15 protein-coding genes are annotated in these 16,052 nt (G+C 62.1%); 4 read left to right on the top strand and 11 right to left on the bottom strand.

Annotation, left to right across the window (positions count from 1 at the left end):
* Positions 1-61: 61 nt before the first annotated feature.
* Positions 62-1,072 (bottom strand): universal stress protein, encoded by a 1,011-nt coding sequence (locus tag HWU94_RS01100; protein WP_185173940.1) that lies wholly within the window; start codon positions 1,070-1,072, stop codon positions 62-64.
* A gap of 283 nt (positions 1,073-1,355) precedes the next feature.
* A complete protein-coding gene (locus HWU94_RS01095) occupies positions 1,356-2,015 on the bottom strand; it encodes an LGFP repeat-containing protein (RefSeq protein ID WP_185173939.1) in 660 nt (219 codons plus the stop codon).
* 192 nt (positions 2,016-2,207) lie between these two features.
* Between HWU94_RS01095 and HWU94_RS01090 the strand changes: the two genes are divergently transcribed.
* On the top strand, positions 2,208-3,545 hold the full coding sequence (locus HWU94_RS01090) for a D-arabinono-1,4-lactone oxidase (RefSeq protein WP_185173938.1): 1,338 nt from the start codon (positions 2,208-2,210) through the stop codon (positions 3,543-3,545).
* 88 nt (positions 3,546-3,633) lie between these two features.
* Here HWU94_RS01090 and HWU94_RS01085 read toward each other — a convergent pair whose 3' ends face one another.
* The 8 genes from HWU94_RS01085 to HWU94_RS01050 form a co-directional block, all read right to left on the bottom strand.
* Positions 3,634-4,335 (bottom strand): TrkA family potassium uptake protein, encoded by a 702-nt coding sequence (locus HWU94_RS01085; protein ID WP_244955985.1) that lies wholly within the window; start codon positions 4,333-4,335, stop codon positions 3,634-3,636.
* Positions 4,328-5,665 carry a TrkH family potassium uptake protein gene (locus HWU94_RS01080; protein WP_185173937.1) on the bottom strand — a complete coding sequence of 446 codons (1,338 nt, stop codon included), beginning with the start codon at positions 5,663-5,665 and terminating at the stop codon, positions 4,328-4,330. Before HWU94_RS01080 ends, HWU94_RS01085 begins: the two co-directional genes overlap by 8 nt.
* A 290-nt stretch (positions 5,666-5,955) precedes the next feature.
* Positions 5,956-7,362, bottom strand: coding sequence for an FAD-dependent oxidoreductase (locus HWU94_RS01075; RefSeq protein ID WP_185173936.1), 1,407 nt, complete (start codon positions 7,360-7,362; stop codon positions 5,956-5,958).
* Positions 7,363-7,542: 180 nt separating this feature from the next.
* Positions 7,543-7,995, bottom strand: coding sequence for a hypothetical protein (locus HWU94_RS01070; protein WP_185173935.1), 453 nt, complete (start codon positions 7,993-7,995; stop codon positions 7,543-7,545).
* A gap of 178 nt (positions 7,996-8,173) precedes the next feature.
* On the bottom strand, positions 8,174-10,471 hold the full coding sequence (locus tag HWU94_RS01065; RefSeq protein WP_185173934.1) for an FdhF/YdeP family oxidoreductase: 2,298 nt from the start codon (positions 10,469-10,471) through the stop codon (positions 8,174-8,176).
* 30 nt (positions 10,472-10,501) lie between these two features.
* Positions 10,502-11,383 carry a formate dehydrogenase accessory sulfurtransferase FdhD gene (gene fdhD / locus HWU94_RS01060; protein WP_185173933.1) on the bottom strand — a complete coding sequence of 294 codons (882 nt, stop codon included), beginning with the start codon at positions 11,381-11,383 and terminating at the stop codon, positions 10,502-10,504.
* The gene (locus HWU94_RS01055; RefSeq protein ID WP_185173932.1) at positions 11,370-11,678 is read right to left on the bottom strand and encodes a DUF6457 domain-containing protein; all 309 of its coding nucleotides are present in this window, start codon (positions 11,676-11,678) and stop codon (positions 11,370-11,372) included. Before HWU94_RS01055 ends, fdhD begins: the two co-directional genes overlap by 14 nt.
* Before the next feature lie 65 nt (positions 11,679-11,743).
* On the bottom strand, positions 11,744-12,091 hold the full coding sequence (locus HWU94_RS01050) for a DUF2218 domain-containing protein (protein ID WP_185173931.1): 348 nt from the start codon (positions 12,089-12,091) through the stop codon (positions 11,744-11,746).
* A gap of 219 nt (positions 12,092-12,310) precedes the next feature.
* Between HWU94_RS01050 and HWU94_RS01045 the strand changes: the two genes are divergently transcribed.
* Positions 12,311-13,789, top strand: coding sequence for an NCS2 family permease (locus HWU94_RS01045; protein WP_185173930.1), 1,479 nt, complete (start codon positions 12,311-12,313; stop codon positions 13,787-13,789).
* 133 nt (positions 13,790-13,922) lie between these two features.
* Complete coding sequence (locus HWU94_RS01040) at positions 13,923-14,345, top strand: YchJ family protein (RefSeq protein ID WP_185173929.1); 423 nt, start codon at positions 13,923-13,925, stop codon at positions 14,343-14,345.
* A gap of 86 nt (positions 14,346-14,431) precedes the next feature.
* On the opposite strand, the gene HWU94_RS01035 is transcribed toward HWU94_RS01040, so the two are convergent.
* Positions 14,432-15,301, bottom strand: a complete 870-nt coding sequence (locus tag HWU94_RS01035; protein WP_244955984.1) for a spermidine synthase — start codon at positions 15,299-15,301, stop codon at positions 14,432-14,434.
* Between the two features lie 85 nt (positions 15,302-15,386).
* Between HWU94_RS01035 and HWU94_RS01030 the strand changes: the two genes are divergently transcribed.
* Positions 15,387-16,001, top strand: coding sequence for a GNAT family N-acetyltransferase (locus HWU94_RS01030; RefSeq protein ID WP_185173928.1), 615 nt, complete (start codon positions 15,387-15,389; stop codon positions 15,999-16,001).
* The last annotated feature ends 51 nt before the right edge of the window (positions 16,002-16,052 follow it).

The raw sequence follows: 16,052 nt of genomic DNA, 5'->3' as shown, positions 1-16,052 counted from the left end.
TTGTCTTACAACCAGCCTACTCCTTGCGAGAGAAGCTGACTAGAGTGCTTTTACGTTTTGGCTAGCCCCAGGTAACGCCGGCATCGGGGGCCTGATCGATGCGGGGGTCTTCGATCTGGGGAACAATCATCACGGGCACCTGGGTATTGTGCAGGATGCCCTGCGAGGTGGAGCCCAGAATCATGCCGGCAATACCACCGCGGCCGCGGGTACCGACCACAATCATGTCGGCAGCCTTACCTGCTTCTAGCAGAACCTGCACGGGGGAGCCGTCGATGAGCTTGAACTCGATTTCCAGCTGGGGGAAGTAGCCGCGAATCCATTCGGCAGCCTTACGCTGCAGGTCGGCGATTTCGCGGTAGAGGGCCTCGAAGTCAACAGCGGTGGGCACCCAGTTCAGGGCACCGGTGTAGGGGGCGAGCGCGTTGACCAGGGTGAGTTTGACGCCGCGGCGGCTTGCTTCGTCCGCCGCCTGCATCATGGCAAGGCGGGCTTCATCGGAGCCGTCCGAACCGACAACCACCGACTTGCCGCTGCCCAAAATACCGGGGTCGGCTTCAATCTTCTCAGCGTAGGAGTGGGGCACTGCAACGGTGGGGCAGTGTGAGTGGGCGGGCAGGGAGGTGGAAACGGTGCCCAGCAGTCGGCCCAGGAAGCCGCCGTGGGAGCGGGAGCCAACCACCATCAGCTCGGCCTTCTTGGAGAGTTCGAGGAGCACGGCGGTGGCGTCGCCGGTTTCTACGGTTGCGCGAAGTTCAACACTGGTTTCGCCAACGCGAGAGTAGGCCTCGTCAAGGATCTGGGCTACGCCGTCGGTGAGGGCCTGTTCATCGACCATGGAGTAGCCAGCATCGAAACCGGTGCCGGTGAAGACGGGCAGGGAGTAGGCAGTGACCATACGGACGGGCACCTTGCGGATTTCAGCCTCGTGCACGGCCCAGCGCAGGGCACCGTAGCTCTGCTCGGAGCCGTCAATACCGACGATGATTTCACCGGATGCGTTGGCTACTTCTGCGATATCGTTGCGGGCAGCTACTGCTTTTTCACCGAAGGTGAGAGCGTGTTCGGTCATGGTCATCTCCTTAGATTCATGATGACCCCGCTCTGCCAGCCGGGTTGCCGGCGCTGCTGCCGGGGCCTACTTCTAGTTTAGTCCTCCCCTCGTGAGCGGCGTGACTTATTTCGCTTCATTACCGCACTTATTCATAAGGTAAGGACGCCGCACCCCACTCCCCTGCCGCTGGGCAGGGGAGTGGGGTGCGGCGTCCTTGCGCCAACGAGCGTGCGTTATATCGCCGAGCGTGCAGTAGCCATGCGCACGCTCGGCGATACGGCGCACACTCGCTGGGAAACGCCTAACTCAGGGGGCTAAACGTAGCGCCGGAGGCGGTCACCGTCAGTACACCCTGTTCGGTGTACAGCACCGAGGCATCCCCCACCTGCTGCACCTCAGACACCGGGAAACCAAAAGCATCTACAGCGCCCTGAGCATTAAAGTAGTCCCCTGCCAGGGTTCCGGACTCAACAAAATGGGCGCCAGTAGCCTCAGACCAGAAGACGTTACCGCTAGCCAGACCCGGCTGGGCGAAGCTCTGGCGCACGCCGCTGCCCACCGGCTGCTCGTCGGTCACAGGAATCAGGTTGTACAGGGCAGAGCCGTCACCCACCGTCACTGCGCCAAAACGCCATAGGTCATAGATAGCACCGTGCACAGCGTGAGTGCCCGTTACCTCGTTATAGAACACAGCCCCGCGGGTAAAGTTCTGTCCCATAAAACCGGGGGTGCTAGGAGTACCGGGAGCATCAAAACCCTCATCGGTGGGAGCGCCCAACCAGGCGTAATCTTCGGGAGCCCAGGGCAGGGTGCCGGTGCTTGAGCTGGTGACCAGCGGCGGCTGCTCCGCGGTACCGGCCTCGCTGGCCTGGGCGGGAGCAAGCCCCGTGAGCGTCAGCGCTCCGAGGACGAGCGCAGCCGAACCGCAACGGGCAAAAATACGGAGTGAAGACTTGTTCATGGTGGTTATACCTTCCTTTCTCCAGTACTTCCACCCCATCACAGCGACCCTGGCCCGGGCAAGCGAAAACAGGCAGGTTGATCGAATTGTGAGCCAACTGTTACCAAGCTGTGACCGGCCGCCCAGACTCACAGCCAGCACCCACCTCTTCGTGCGAAAATATGCATGAACGAGCAAGAATCGAGGTAGATCATGGCCGACACCCCGCAGACAAGCCCCTCGTGGAGCACCTGGGCGCGCCAGCACACCGTGCAGCCCACCGGCGTCCTTACGCCCCGGTCAGTACCCGAGCTGCAACGGCAGATTCAGGACGCCGCCGCGGCAGATACCCGGGTCAAGGTAGTGGGGCGTGGGCGCAGCGCGTCTGCCATTGGGCAGCCGGTCGGCACCATGCTGACCCTAGAGCACCTGACCGGCCTGGTGCGGGTGGACCCCGATAACCTCACCGCCACCTTCCTGGCGGGCACCACCGTGCGCGAGGCCAACCGCCTACTGGGCCATTACAACCTGGCCTTCACCAACCTGGGGCGACTCGACGAGCAGACCCTGTCCGGGGCAATTTCTACCGGCTTTCACGGCACCGGCCTAAGCTACGGTATCTTTGCCACCCAGGTCGCCGAGCTCAAACTGGTGGACGCCACCGGCACCCTGCTCACCTGCTCGCCCCAGCAGAACCCGGAAATTTTCTCAGCGGCCCTCTGCGGCCTGGGCGCCCTGGGCATCATCGTGGAGCTGACCTTTAACGTGGTACCCCAGTTCCGCCTGCACGCGGCTGAGCGCGGGCATACCTACCAGAGCATCGTGCACTCTTTTGAAGACCGCTCCCGCGGGGCGGACCACTACGAATTTAGCTGGTTCCCGGGCTCCGGCGAGGTGCGCACCCGCAGACTCACCCGCCTGGCCCTGCTCACCGACGGCTACATGCCCGCCAGCGCTGCCCTGAGCCAGGCCCGGCGCTACGGCGGCGACCAGCTGCTCAACAACGGGGTGTTCTCGGCGCTCAGTTATGCCGGGGCTAAGGTGCCCGCAGCGCAGCCGACGCTGAATAGGGTAGCCAACTGGGCTAAGGGCAACCGCCGCTACGCCGACTATTCGGCCCGCGTTTTCACTATTCACCGCACCGTGCGACAAAACAATATGGAATACGCATTCGATATGTCGCAGTTTGCCGACGTTATGCGCGATGTTCGCGCTCACCTGGCGTCCTACCGCAGCCAGATGGCCTACCCCCTGGTCGTGCGCACCGCTGCCGCCGACGACATCTGGCTTTCGCAGGCCTACGGGCGGGAGACCTTCTATGTCTCGGCGCGCGCCTACTGGCGCCAGCCCCATGCTGAGCTGTTCGGTATGCTTGAGGGGGTTTTCAAGGACCATGGCGGACGCCCCCACTGGAGCCAGTTCCACACCCAGGACGCGGACGCCCTCGCCCAGCTCTACCCCCATTTCAACGACTTCGTGGAGTTGCGCGAAGAGCTAGACCCGTCGGGCCTCTTCCTCAACCCCTACCTGGACTGGGTGCTCATGCGGTAACACCCCTCGGGTAGGTGCCACCTAAATCAGAAAAACCCACCAACGAGGTGGGTTTTTCTGACTACGATGGTACCTTCTTCGCGCGGGCCTAAAGGAAGTTACGCGAGAACTGCTCCACGGCCTGCGGGGTGCCCGAAAACAAGATAGTATCGCCCTCCTCCACCGGGAAGTTCTCGGGCAGATGGTGCCAGGTACCCCGAGCGTCGCGCACGGCAGTAATCGCAATCCCCTCTTTCTGAAGCAGGGCCCGGGTGTTGACGTCCTGGCCCACAAAGCTCTGCGGAGCAGCAGACATCACGGTCACACAGTTCCGGTCAATCTGGATGTACTCCTTCAGACCGCCCTGCAGAAGGTGAGCGACACGTTTGCCCATGTCACGCTCAGGGAAGACAACCTTATCAACGCCCAGCTGCTGCAAAATTACCCCGTGCTGGTCAGATACAGCCTTCGCCCAGATGTTGGTCGCCCCCTGCCGCAGCAGGTAAGAGGTCACCAAGATACTCGACTCCAGATGGTTACCGATTGCCACAACAATACGGTCAAAGTCCAGAACATCGAGCTGTTCCAGCACCTCGGGGTCGGTGGCGTCCGCCCGCACCACGTGGCTGAGACGGTTATTCATCTGCTGCACCACCGAAGCGTCGCTGTCGATACCCAACACCTCGGCGCCGTCCTCCATGAGCTCTAACGCCATAGACTGGCCAAACCGCCCCAGGCCAATGACCGCCACGGACTTCTGCGTGCGGGCGTCCTCGGGGCTAAAGAAGGAGAGCCTCTTTTTATTAACCAATGATCGGCCTTTCTTTGGGGAATTCGTAGTGCACCGGCCGGCGCTTGAGCGCGAAGGCGGCCGCAGCGGTAACGGGGCCAACGCGCCCCAGAACCATCAGAATAATGAGAATAATTTTGCCGGCGTCCGGCATCTGCGGGGTGATACCCGTACTGAGCCCTACCGTAGCGAAGGCCGAGACCACCTCAAACATCAGCTGGTCACTCGTGAAGTCGGTCAGCAGCTGCAGGGTAAAGACGCTCGCACCAATCAGAGCGCAGCTCAGCAAAACAACGGTGATAGCCTCACGATGCACAGACCGCGGCAGGCGCTTACCAAAGATGTTCACGGCGCCTTCACCTCGGATCTCCGTCAGCATGAGGAAGAGAAGGACGCCGAAGGTCGTGATTTTAATGCCGCCTGCGGTACCAGCGGGGCCGCCACCGATAAACATCCAGAGGTCCATGAACATGAGGGTGGACGGGTGCACCTGGGACATATCGATGTTGTTGAAGCCGGCTGTGCGGGTAGAGACGGACTGGGCGAACCCGTTCAGGATTTTATCGGCTGTACTCATGGGCCCGAGGGTTCCCGGGTTATTCCATTCGAGGGCCGTTACCCCGATAGTCCCAAGGGTAAGCAGTATAGCCGTGCCGTAGAGGACGAGCTTGGTGCCCATGTTCCAGTAGTGGGCGTTGCGCCCGTACTTGCGAAGCTGCATGAGCACGGGAAAACCCAGGCCACCAAAGATGATGAGGAAGCTGATGGGCAGCAGGATAAAGGGGTCGCTGGAGAAACCCATGAGGTTGTTGGAGTAGAGGGCGAACCCGGCGTTGTTGAAGGCTGAGACCGAGTGGAACACCCCGTACCAGAGGGCTTTGGTGAAGCTCATATCGTAGGCCAGGTAGAAACGGGCGGTCATGAGCAGGGCTCCGCAGGCCTCAAAGAAGAGGGAGAGCTTGATGATGTTGAAGACGGCCTTGCGCATATTGAACAGGCCGTTGCCGCGCACCTCGGCGGCTGCCTTGAGTTTGGTGTTGAAGGACATGTGGCGGCGTTGCAGGGACGCCCCGATAGCGGTGGAGAGGGTCATGACGCCCAGACCGCCTACCTGGATAAGCACCATAATGATGACCAGCCCAGTGGTTGACCAGTAAGTGGGGGTGTCCACGGTGGAAAGGCCGGTGACGCAGGTGGCCGAGACAGCAGTAAAGAGGTTGTCGATGACGCGGTGCGTGGAGGGGGTCAGGTGAGAGATAGGGAGCAGCAGAAGGAGGGTACCCGCCAGGATGACGGTAATGAACCCCAGAAAGACGCTCCGCTGGGGGTTAACTCGAGGTGAGAGTGGCACAGATTTATCTTAGGACTGCGTGTTCCCAGCGACCCCTGAAGGGGCTGTTTTGGGTGTTTAAATAATTCGTGTCTGAGTATTAGCTGAAAGGACGGTGGCGCGGCAGTGATTCTCACCTGGCGGCTTCCGCGCGCCCGCGCGTGCGTCCGTCTGTAGGTGCTCACCAGCCCCGTGCGTCCGCCCGCTTTGCCCAAGGGGACCTTAAAACTTAAAAGGGACCGCATATTATGCGGTCCCTTTTAAGTTTTAAGGTCCCCTTCTGCTGGAGATGGAGCCGGCGCAGTGAGCTACTACTCGCCGCGTGAAATCGCGGTCATCTCGTCGCGGTCAACCACCTTGATGCGGGCGCGGGGCTCGCCGGCGGCGTCCTTGGCTTCTGCGCCCAGGGCCTTTTCGTGGTCGTCCAGGCGGTGCCAGCCTTCCCAGGTGGTGTAGCGGACGCCCGCCTCATCGAGGAAAGCCTCAATCGCTGCGGGGTCGGCGGCCTCGGCGGTGTAGAGGTTGTCGCGGTCTTCCAGCAGGTGGGTGACGGTTTCGAGGGCGTCTGACTTGGTGGAACCAATCAGGCCGACGGGGCCGCGCTTAATCCAGCCGGTAGCGTAGAGGCCGGGGACGGGCACATCGCTGTCGTCGATGACGCGACCCTCAACGTTGGTGATGACGCCGCGTTCGCTGTCGTAGCCGACCTCGGGCAGTTCAGAGCCAAAGTAGCCGATAGCACGGTAGACAGCCTGCACGGGGTAGTCGATGAATTCACCGGTACCGGTGACACCGCCGTTGCCGTTGAGCTTGGTGCGTTCCATCTTGATACCGGTGACCTTGCCGTGCTCACCGAGGATTTCGGCGGGTGACTGCAGGAAGTGCAGGTGCAGGCGGCGGGAGGCGGTGCCGGGGTTTTCCTTCTGCTCTTCAAGCCAGCCGTTGAGGGTCTTCATCATAACCTTGGTCTGGGCGTTGGTTTCCATGGCTTCGCGGGAGGCGTCGTCGAACTGGAAGTCTTCTTCGTAGAGCACGATGTCTACGTCGCGGGAGTGGGCTAGTTCGCGCAGTTCGAGAGGGGTGAACTTGATCTGGGCGGGGCCGCGGCGGCCGAAGACGTGCACGTCGGTGACGGGTGAGGCCTTGAGACCTTCGTAGACGTTGTCGGGGATTTCGGTGAAGAGCAGGTCGTCGGCGTGCTTGGAGAGCACGCGGGCGACGTCGAGGGCTACGTTGCCGTTGCCGAGCACGGCGATTTCTTTGGCTTCCAGAGGCCAGGTGCGGGGCACGTCGGGGTGGCCGTCGTACCAGGAGACGAAGTCGGACGCGCCGTAGGAGCCGGTGAGCTCAACGCCGGGGATGTCGAGGTCTGCGTCCTTGATGGCGCCGGTTGCGAAGATGATGGCGTCGTAGTGCTTGCGCAGGTCGGCCAGGGTGACGTCGGTGCCGTAGTTGACGTTGCCGAAGAAGCGGATGTCGCCGCGGTCGAGTACCTTGTGCAGGGCGTTGATGATGCCCTTGATGCGGGGGTGGTCGGGGGCTACGCCGTAGCGGATCAGGCCGAAGGGGGCGGGGTAGCGGTCGAAGATGTCGATGGCTACGGGCACGGCTCCGGTGCGGACTTCTTCGCTTTTGGTGAGGATGTCTGCGGCGTAGATACCTGCGGGGCCTGCACCGATGACGGCGACGCGCAGGGCGCGGGGGGCTTCGGTTGACACGGGTTTTCCTTTCGGCGCCGGGCGTAGGTGGGCACGGCGGGTTGGGACTTTGGTTCTGCTCTAGTCTACCGAGTTTGGGGCGGACGCCGTCGCCCCGGTTACAGAGTAAGTCTTGGGGCTACCGCGGTTAGGGGCGGGCCGTAATAGATGTAACAGATGGGGGCGGGGGTGCAGCTGTTTTTAGATGGCTCCAGCCTGGGACCAGCCTGCGTCTAGGCATTCTTGGGGAGCGGTGAAGATACTGGTTTTGTTTTTCTCACTCTGGGCAAGGACTTCTGCCGGGATCTGGCTGTAGTGCTGCTGGTATTCTTCCTCGCTCATGTAGTCGCTGGCTAGTTCTTGCGTAGCGAACTCGGCGGGGTCGGCTAGCGTGCCTCCGAAGCACATGACGCCGGAGTAGAGCACGTAGACATTGCCGGTGTCGATGCCCCGCTGAAGATCTTCGTTAGAGATGGTGGGGCCCTGGGTTGCTAGTTCTTCGGGGCTGGCGGTTGCTGTGGTGGCAGGTGGCGGCACAGTGGTGGTGCGGACGCTCGGGGTGGAGCTTGGTGCCTCAGCTGTAGTGGACGCGCCGCTGGAGCAGGCCGCCAGTAGCGGAATGAGTAGGGCAAGGGGAAGGGCTCGACGTGGCATGGTGCAATCTCCTTTGAATGCCAAGAATTGTAATTATTCCACCAGACACACCCGTGATTTTCAAGAGAAAATCTCTGATGTAATCAAAAGCTTCATCAGCATTTTCTTAGAACGCGCTGATGAAGCTTTTGATTACCTTGGGCGGGCTGGGGCCCGGCCGTCCGTCCGCTACCGCCGGTTAAGCCTTACGCCCCAGTGATTCCAGGCGTACCAGCACCGACTTATACACCGGAGTGTTCGAGCGCTTCGCCGCCGAATCCAGCGGAACCAGCACATTACCCTCGGGCAGATAGACGGTGCAGCAGCCGCGAGCGTGGTCGTACTCAACCACGCGGAAATTAGGAGCCCGACGCTCGCCGTCCTCCCAGACCGACACAATATCCACCAGCGAGCCGTCCTCAAGACCCAGGGCGGCAATGTCGTCCCGGTGCATAAAGACCACGCGACGGCCACCGCGCACGCCGCGGTAGCGGTCGTCCAGCCCGTAAATCGTGGAATTGAACTGGTCATGCGAACGCACCGTCGACAGCAGCAGGTGCCCCTCGGGAACCTCCAGCACGTTAGTCTCATTGACCGTCAGCCGGGCCTTGCCGGTTTCGGTGTTGAAGACGCGCTCACGCGGGCCATTCGGCAGGTAGAAACCACCGGGCTTCTCAATCCGCTCGTTGTAGCGCTCAAACCCGGGAATAGTGCCCTCAATAGCCTCACGAATCACGCCGTAGTCGTCGATCATGGGCTGCCAGAAATCATCACCAAAGGTTTCACGGCCCACCGAGCAGATAATCTCTACCTCTGACTTGAGGTCGAGGTCGTCGTTAGCGGTGCGCTTGCCGATAGAAGCAGAGACGATACCGAAGGAGTTCTCCACGGTAATCTTCTGCGGGCCGGACGCCTGCACATCGCGGTCGGTACGAGCCAGGACGGGCAGAATCAGGGCCTTCTCGCCGGGGAAGGCGTGCGACCCGTTGGGCTTGGTCGAAAGGTGGACGGTCATCTCTTGGCTGCTCATGGCCTTCTCGCAGGCGGTGGTATCTGAGGCAACGCGCACCAGATTACCGCCCAGGGACATGAAGAACTGGTTCTTCCCATCGCGCATCTGGCGCAGGGCGTCCACGGTGTCTAGGCCGTGCTCGCGGGGGACGGGGAAGCCGAAGTAGTCTTCAAGAGCAACGAGGAAGGGCTCGGGCATCTTCTCCCAGATACCCACGGTGCGGTTGCCCTGCACATTCGAGTGGCCGCGGAAGGGGGCCGAACCGGCCCCGGGCTTGCCCATGTTGCCGGTGAGGAAGAGGAAGTTCATCATCTCCCGCAGGGTACCCACCGATTCGCGGTGCTGGGTGACGCCCAGGGTCCACGAGACAATCGCGTTTTCAGAGGCCTCTACCAGGTCGGCAACCCGCGCCACCTGAGCAGCCGAGATACCAGAGCCACGTTCCAACTCAGCGTCATCCAAGCCCAAAAGGTGCTCGCGCAGCTGCTCGAAGCCGTCCGTAAATTTCTCAATGAAAACGTGGTCAATGGCGTCGCGCCGAATCAGCTCTTTGTTGAGTTGCTGGAAGAAGGCGCGGTCGCCGTCCAGCCGTACCTGCAAGTACTCGTCCGCCAGCTTCTCGGGCACAATCATGCCCACCGGCGACTGGGGTTCGCGGAAGGCCATCAGGCCGGTTTCAGGCATGGGGTTGAGCACCACCATCTTGCCGCCGTTTTCCTTCATCTTCTTGAAGCTGGTCAGCGAGCGCGGGTGGTTGGTGCCGGGGTTCTGCCCCACCGAGATGAGCAAGTCGGTGGTTTCGAGGTCGCTCATGGTGATTGAGCCCTTGCCCAGGCCGGCGACCTCTTTGAGGGCGACGCCGGTGGACTCGTGGCAGAGGTTGCCACAGTCGGGCAGGTTGTTGGAGCCCAGGCGGCGGGCCAGCAGCTGGAAGGCGTAGGCGGCCTCGTTGGAGGCGCGGCCCGAGGTGTAGAAAACGGCCTTTGTGGGGTCGGTTTTCTTGAGCTGCTCGGCAATCAGTTCAAAGGCACGCTCCCAGGTGACGGGGCGGTAGTGGTCGTCTCCGCTGGAGCGATCGTAGAGCAGGGGCTGGGTGATGCGGCCCTGCTTGCCCAGCCAGAAATCGGTCTTGTCGCGCAGCTCAGTCACCGAATACTGCGCCCAGAAATCGATGCCCGCGCGTTCGGGGGTGGTCTCCTCGGCAATCGCCTTGGCACCGTTTTCGCAGAACTCCACCACGTTCATGTCTTTCTGGTGGGGTTCAGGCCAGGCGCAGCCGGGGCAGTCGACACCGCCGTGCTGGTTCATATTAATCAGGGGGAGCAGACCGCGGGCCGGGATCGCGTGGGCCATAGCGTGCAGCACACCACCGGGGCCCGCCGCAACCTTGGTGCGGTGGCCAATCTTGGGATTATCAAAGGCCGTGGCTTCTTCGCTCACGCGGCTGACAACAGGGACGTCTTCGTGCTTGCTTACCGTGCTCATACACCCCAGTGTAGCGCGATGTGTGCCAGCTTACTCAGCCAACAGGCCTGAATAAAGGTTAAAACGGCGTTCTCGCGCAAAAGCTACCAGGGTGAGGCCCGATTCTTTGGCAAGGTCCACAGCGAGCGAGGACGGGGCAGAAACCGCCACGAGCGCTGAGAAACCGGCCAGCACCGCTTTTTGTACCAGCTCAAAGGACGCCCGCGAGCTGACCACCAGCGTCCGCCCCGGTAGGCCGAGAGCTGGGGGCTCCAGCCCGTCGTTCATGAGCAGGTGGCCCACCACCTTGTCCACGGCATTGTGGCGGCCGATATCTTCACGGGCAACCAGCAGCTCACCGCCCGGCTCAAAGACGGCGGCAGCGTGAATGCCACCGGTTTTCTTGAAAATTACCTGGTGGTCGCGCAGGCGGGATGGCAGTTCCAGCACCTGCTCGGGGGTGAGCGCGGTGGGCGGTATGGGGCGGCTGGCCTTGCCCATAATGGAGTCAATCGAGGCCGACCCACACACCCCGCAGGCCGAGTTGGTCACGGTCAGGCGCAGGGGTGCAGCCTTCTCAAAGATGGGCAGGACGCCGCCCGGCGGTCTGGGGTGCGTAGCTTCAGGGACTGCGCGGGTCAGGTCAAGCACGTTGTAGGTGTTGGCGCCGTCCGGCCCGGTCGCCCCCGCGCAATAGCGGGCGGTGCTAATCTCAGCGGCGCTTTTAATCAGCCCCTCGGCGTGCAGGAACCCGTGGGCCAGCTCAATATCGTGCCCCGGAGTGCGCATGGTGGTGGTGACGGTCTGGCCATCCAGCCTGATTTCGAGGGGCTCTTCTGCGGTGAGGGCATCAGCCCGGCGGTCTACCGAAAAGGTGCCGTCGTCTTTGAGCACATACCGGGTAGCCGGGGCGGTGCGGTTAAGCCTGCCCATCAGCCCGCTCTTTATACTCGTCGATGAGGGTTTCCACCTGCGCCAAAGCCGAGCGGACGCGCTCCCCCGCCTGACCGGCGTCCGCCTGGCTCTCTGCCTGCGCGGCCGCGTAACCCACCAGGAAGGCAGCCAAAGGCGCTGCCGGGCGCACCACCCCGTGCGCCACATGCTTGGTCATGCCCAAAAGGTGGGGCATGGCCTGCTCCATCAGGGCGGGGTCAAGATTCAGGTGGGTGGCCAACCCGGCAAGAAAATCGCGGGCAACCTCAAGGTCGCGAGGGTCTCTCTGGCTCATAACGCTCCAACGGTGCAGTGGGAAAAAATTTCAGTTTCAAACATACACCCGCACACCGCAAGAGCCTAGAGGGCTACGAAAGTGACGGCAAGACCGTCCTTCTCACCAAAGCGTTCCAGGTGGCGACCCAGCACGCCTTCAAGGCGCTCGCGCTTCTCGGGGGTCTCCGCGTAGGCCAGCAGGACAAGGCGTTCAACGCCGTCAACTTTCTGCACCAGCACATCGCTGTAGCCACCGAAATTGCCGTCACGGTTGAAGGTCAGGCGGTGGCCACCCTCAATCTCTTCAACCAGAATCTTATGCCCGAAGTGGCTAGCGAGCTGCTTGGCATAGCGGGCGGGGCGGTCAGTCAGGACGACGGCGCGCGAGCGGGCGGTCAGGGTGTCGATGGAGGGGTAGGAGGCAGAATCCACGGTTAGCCTTTCTTATAAGTTAGGTTTGCCTAAAATCTTACCTTAGGCACACCTGCATCCAAGCACTCCCCCTTGCACAGCGTCACACCCGCCACTCTCGCCAGAAACCGGCACACGGGCGTACACTAGACAGGTACATTAGCGCCGTCCGCACCAAAGACGGCGCACTTTCATTTCTGGGCCACACAAACCCACACGAGTATCTACGGATTTTCACGAATGTCTTCTGAGAACACCGCGGCTCACAAACCCGCACCCTCAGCGCCCACCAGCGCCATCGACCGCTACTTCAAAATTACCGAACGCGGCTCCACCCTCTCCACCGAAGTCCGCGGCGGTCTAGCAACCTTCTTCGCCATGGCCTACATCGTGGTGCTCAACCCCCTCATCCTGGGCCTCGGCCCCGACGGCGCAGGCAACACCCTCGGCGTCGAGCGCGTCGCAGCAGCAACCGCGCTCGTGGCGGGCGTCCTGACCATCATCATGGGCCTCTGGGCCAAGCAACCCTTCGCCATGGCGGCGGGCCTGGGCGTCAACGCCCTGCTGGCCTCCACCATCGCAACCACCCCCAACCTGACCTGGCCCCAGATTATGGGCCTGGTTGTCTGGGCCGGTATCGTCATGGCTATTCTGGTGCTCACCGGCTTCCGCCGCGCCGTCTTCGACGCCGTCCCCGAATCGCTCAAGACCGCCATCGTCGTGGGCATCGGCCTCTTCATCTCCCTGATTGGCCTGGTCAACGCGGGTATCGTCCGCCGTATGCCCGATGCCGCAGGCACCACCGTGCCCGTCTCCTTCGGTGCCGGCGGCCACCTGCAGGGCTGGCCCATCTTCGTCTTCCTCTTCGGTCTCTTCCTCACCATCGCCCTTTTCATCCGCAACGTGCGCGGCGCGATTCTGATCGGTGTGGTTGCCTCAACCATCCTGGCAATCGTGCTGGAAAAGGTCTGGCCCTCCGGCTCCTCCATGGACTCAGCCACCGGCTGGTCCCTCATGATCCCCGGCATCCCCACCCAGTGGATTGGCCACCCCGACCTCTCCCTGCTGGGTTCCGTTGATATGGTCGGCGCCTTCTCCGGCTCCTCCCTGGGCACCCTGGGCGCAACCATGCTCATGTTTGCTATCCTGCTGGCTGTCTTCTTCGACGTCATGGGCACCTCTGTGGGCCTGGCCTCTGAAGCTGGCACCATCGATGAGGACGGCAAGATCGAGAACATCGACCGCGTTCTGCTGATTGACGCCGCCGGTTCCGTGCTCGGTGGTGGCTCATCGTCCTCAGCCCACCAGATTTTCGTGGAATCTGCCACCGGCATCGGTGAAGGTGCCCGCACCGGCTTCGCCAACATCGTCACCGGTGCCCTCTTCCTGCTGGCTGTCTTCATCTCCCCACTGGTATCCATCGTGCCCTTCGAGGCTGTAGCCCCCGCCCTGGTGGTCGTTGGCTTCCTGATGGTCCGCCAGGCCGTTCACATCGACTGGACCGACTGGGGCCTGGGCATTCCCGCCTTCCTCACCATCATCATGATGCCCTTCACCTACTCCATCGCGGACGGTATCGGTGCCGGCTTCGTCGCCTTCACCTTCATCCGCCTGGTACAGGGCCGCGGCAAGGAAGTACACCCGATTATGTATATCGTCTCAGCCGCCTTCCTGGTCTTCTTCGGTATGGGCGTGATTGAGGGCTGGCTGCACGCCTAACCCTCCCCTTTCCTCAGTACCCCAGTTTTGGTGCAGTTACCCCGGTTTTTACCCGAGGTAGCTGCGCCAAAACTGGGGTATTTGCTTTTAAAGAGGACGGGTTGCCCACCTGCCTACCTGTTTTAATAGAGGCATGCTTGAACCTGATACCCGCTGCCCCTGCGGCACCGGCGATGTGTACGGCGCCTGTTGCGGCCGCTACCACTCGCAATTTGCCCAGACCGGCGAACTAACTGCACCAACTCCCGAGGCGCTGATGCGCTCCCGCTTCACCGCCTTTGCGGTGGGCCTGCCCGACTACCTACTGGCCACCTGGCACCCGAGCACGCGGCCGGCGTCCTTGCACCTCGACGACAGCCTGCGCTGGTACCGACTCGACATTCTCAGTACAGCAGGCGGCCCCTTTGACAGCACCGGCGGCGTAGAGTTCGCCGCCTACTACCGGTCAGGGCCGGGGACGCCCGAGGGCGAGCGGGTACGAGGGGTACAGACCGAGGTCTCCCGCTTCACCAAGGACGGCGGGGTGTGGCTTTACGTTGACGGTGAGGTCAGCTAACGCCCGGCAGACACTTCGCCCTATTCCTTTTCTCACGACCCTAGAGATTATCTCGGGGTGAAGAGAGAAGGGATAGGGCGATTACCTTATTGGGCGTCGCGGCGCGGGGTAGCCGAGCGGGCGAAGTCGCGCACCCAGGCGTCATCCTTGTACTGGGCAGGTACCCCGCCGCCCAGTAGACGCTTGGTGATGGCGGCGGTGGCCAGGTCACCGGCTACCGGCAAGGGCGCATGGGAGCCAGCAATAATGACGTTGCCCTTGCGCCGCCCCTTGAGCATGGCCGGGTCGGCCACAATGCAGGTGTGTTCAAAGACCTGGGCGATAGCGGCCGCTTCAGCCCGGGCACCGGCCAGGGAGCGGTCGTCGCCGCAGTTGATGATGTAGAGCCCATTTAGGGCCAGAGAGCGCTCGGCCAGCTGGGTGAATTCGAGGGTGGTGAGCGACTCCGGGGTGATGTAGCCGGCGAAGACGTCGCGGATGATGACGTCGCGCGAGGCAGAGGCGAACCCTTCGGTGACGGCACGGGCTTCACCCACCCTGATTTTGATGGTGGGGGCCTTGGGCAGGTCGAACCATTCGCGCACGTAGGCGGCAAGTTTGCCGTCGAGTTCGACGACGGTGTTGTGGGAGGCCGGGTAGACGTCGGCCAGGTAGCGGGCCATGGAGCAGGCCCCTCCGCCCAGGTGGGTGATACGGAGCTTGGCCGGGTCGAGGTGGGCGTCAACGAAGGGCTCGATAACGGCCGCTAGCCAGCGCATGTATTCGAAGTCGAGTTCACGGGGCTGGCCCAGCACGATATGGGAGGATTCCATGCCGTTGATTTCGAGCACCCAGCCGCCAGGGGTGTAGTCATCTTCGATGAGTTCGGCGATGCCGGTGTCGATGGGGTAGGTGCCTTCAACGAGGGCTTCGGGGGTTTCTACCTGTTTTTTGGGGGTTCGTCTGCGTTTTGCCACCTCTCTAGCCTAGTGGGTGGGGCGGGCTCTGCGGGGCTTGCTAGAGTGAGAGGGCAGTGACAGTGATGTGAAAGGACGGGCACGCATGGGTTTTGTAGCTGATGGCAGGTATGTGGTGGCGCCGGTGGGTGCTGAGGATACCGAGAAGTATGTTGACCTGCAGTTACGGTGCCTGGCGGAGACCTATAACGGGCTGGTAGACCCCGGTTTTGGGGCCCGGCAGGCGGCTAACCGGGATGGCTGGCTGGAAGAGTTTGCTGAGAATATCGCAGCACCCGGTGCCCGCACCTTTTTTGCCTACGAGAATCCGGCATGGACGCCCGCCGGTGGTCTGAGCTGCGCGGTGGGAGGCGCGATTGATTGGGACGCCCCGGTCGGTTTTGCACTGTCCCGCCCCGGCCCCCTGGCCTGGGAGCTAGAGATTGGCCTGCCCCCGGTTAATGAGGGGACGCGAGAGCTTACCCACCTTTATACTCTTGCCTCGACACACGGCACGGGCTTAGGGGCGGCTCTTTTTGACGCTGTTCTCTACCCTGATGAGCCTGCCTACCTGTGGTACATCGTGGGCAATGAGCGGGCTCGGGAGTTTTATGGCCGCCGGGGCTTTGAGGACGAGGGGCTCCCCATTGACTGCGGTGGTGCCTGGGCTCCCGCGCGAACAGCCCGTATGTACCGTGGGCTGACGCTGCCTTCGCAATAGAGGGGTTCAAGCCTTTCTCCACCCCCACAAAATACTTTACTTTGAAAGTAT

Origin of the sequence: Rothia nasimurium, from assembly GCF_014217215.1 — a bacterium.
Taxonomy (GTDB): Bacteria; Actinomycetota; Actinomycetes; order Actinomycetales; family Micrococcaceae; genus Rothia; species Rothia avistercoris.
This window is presented reverse-complemented; position numbering and strand designations above follow the sequence as displayed.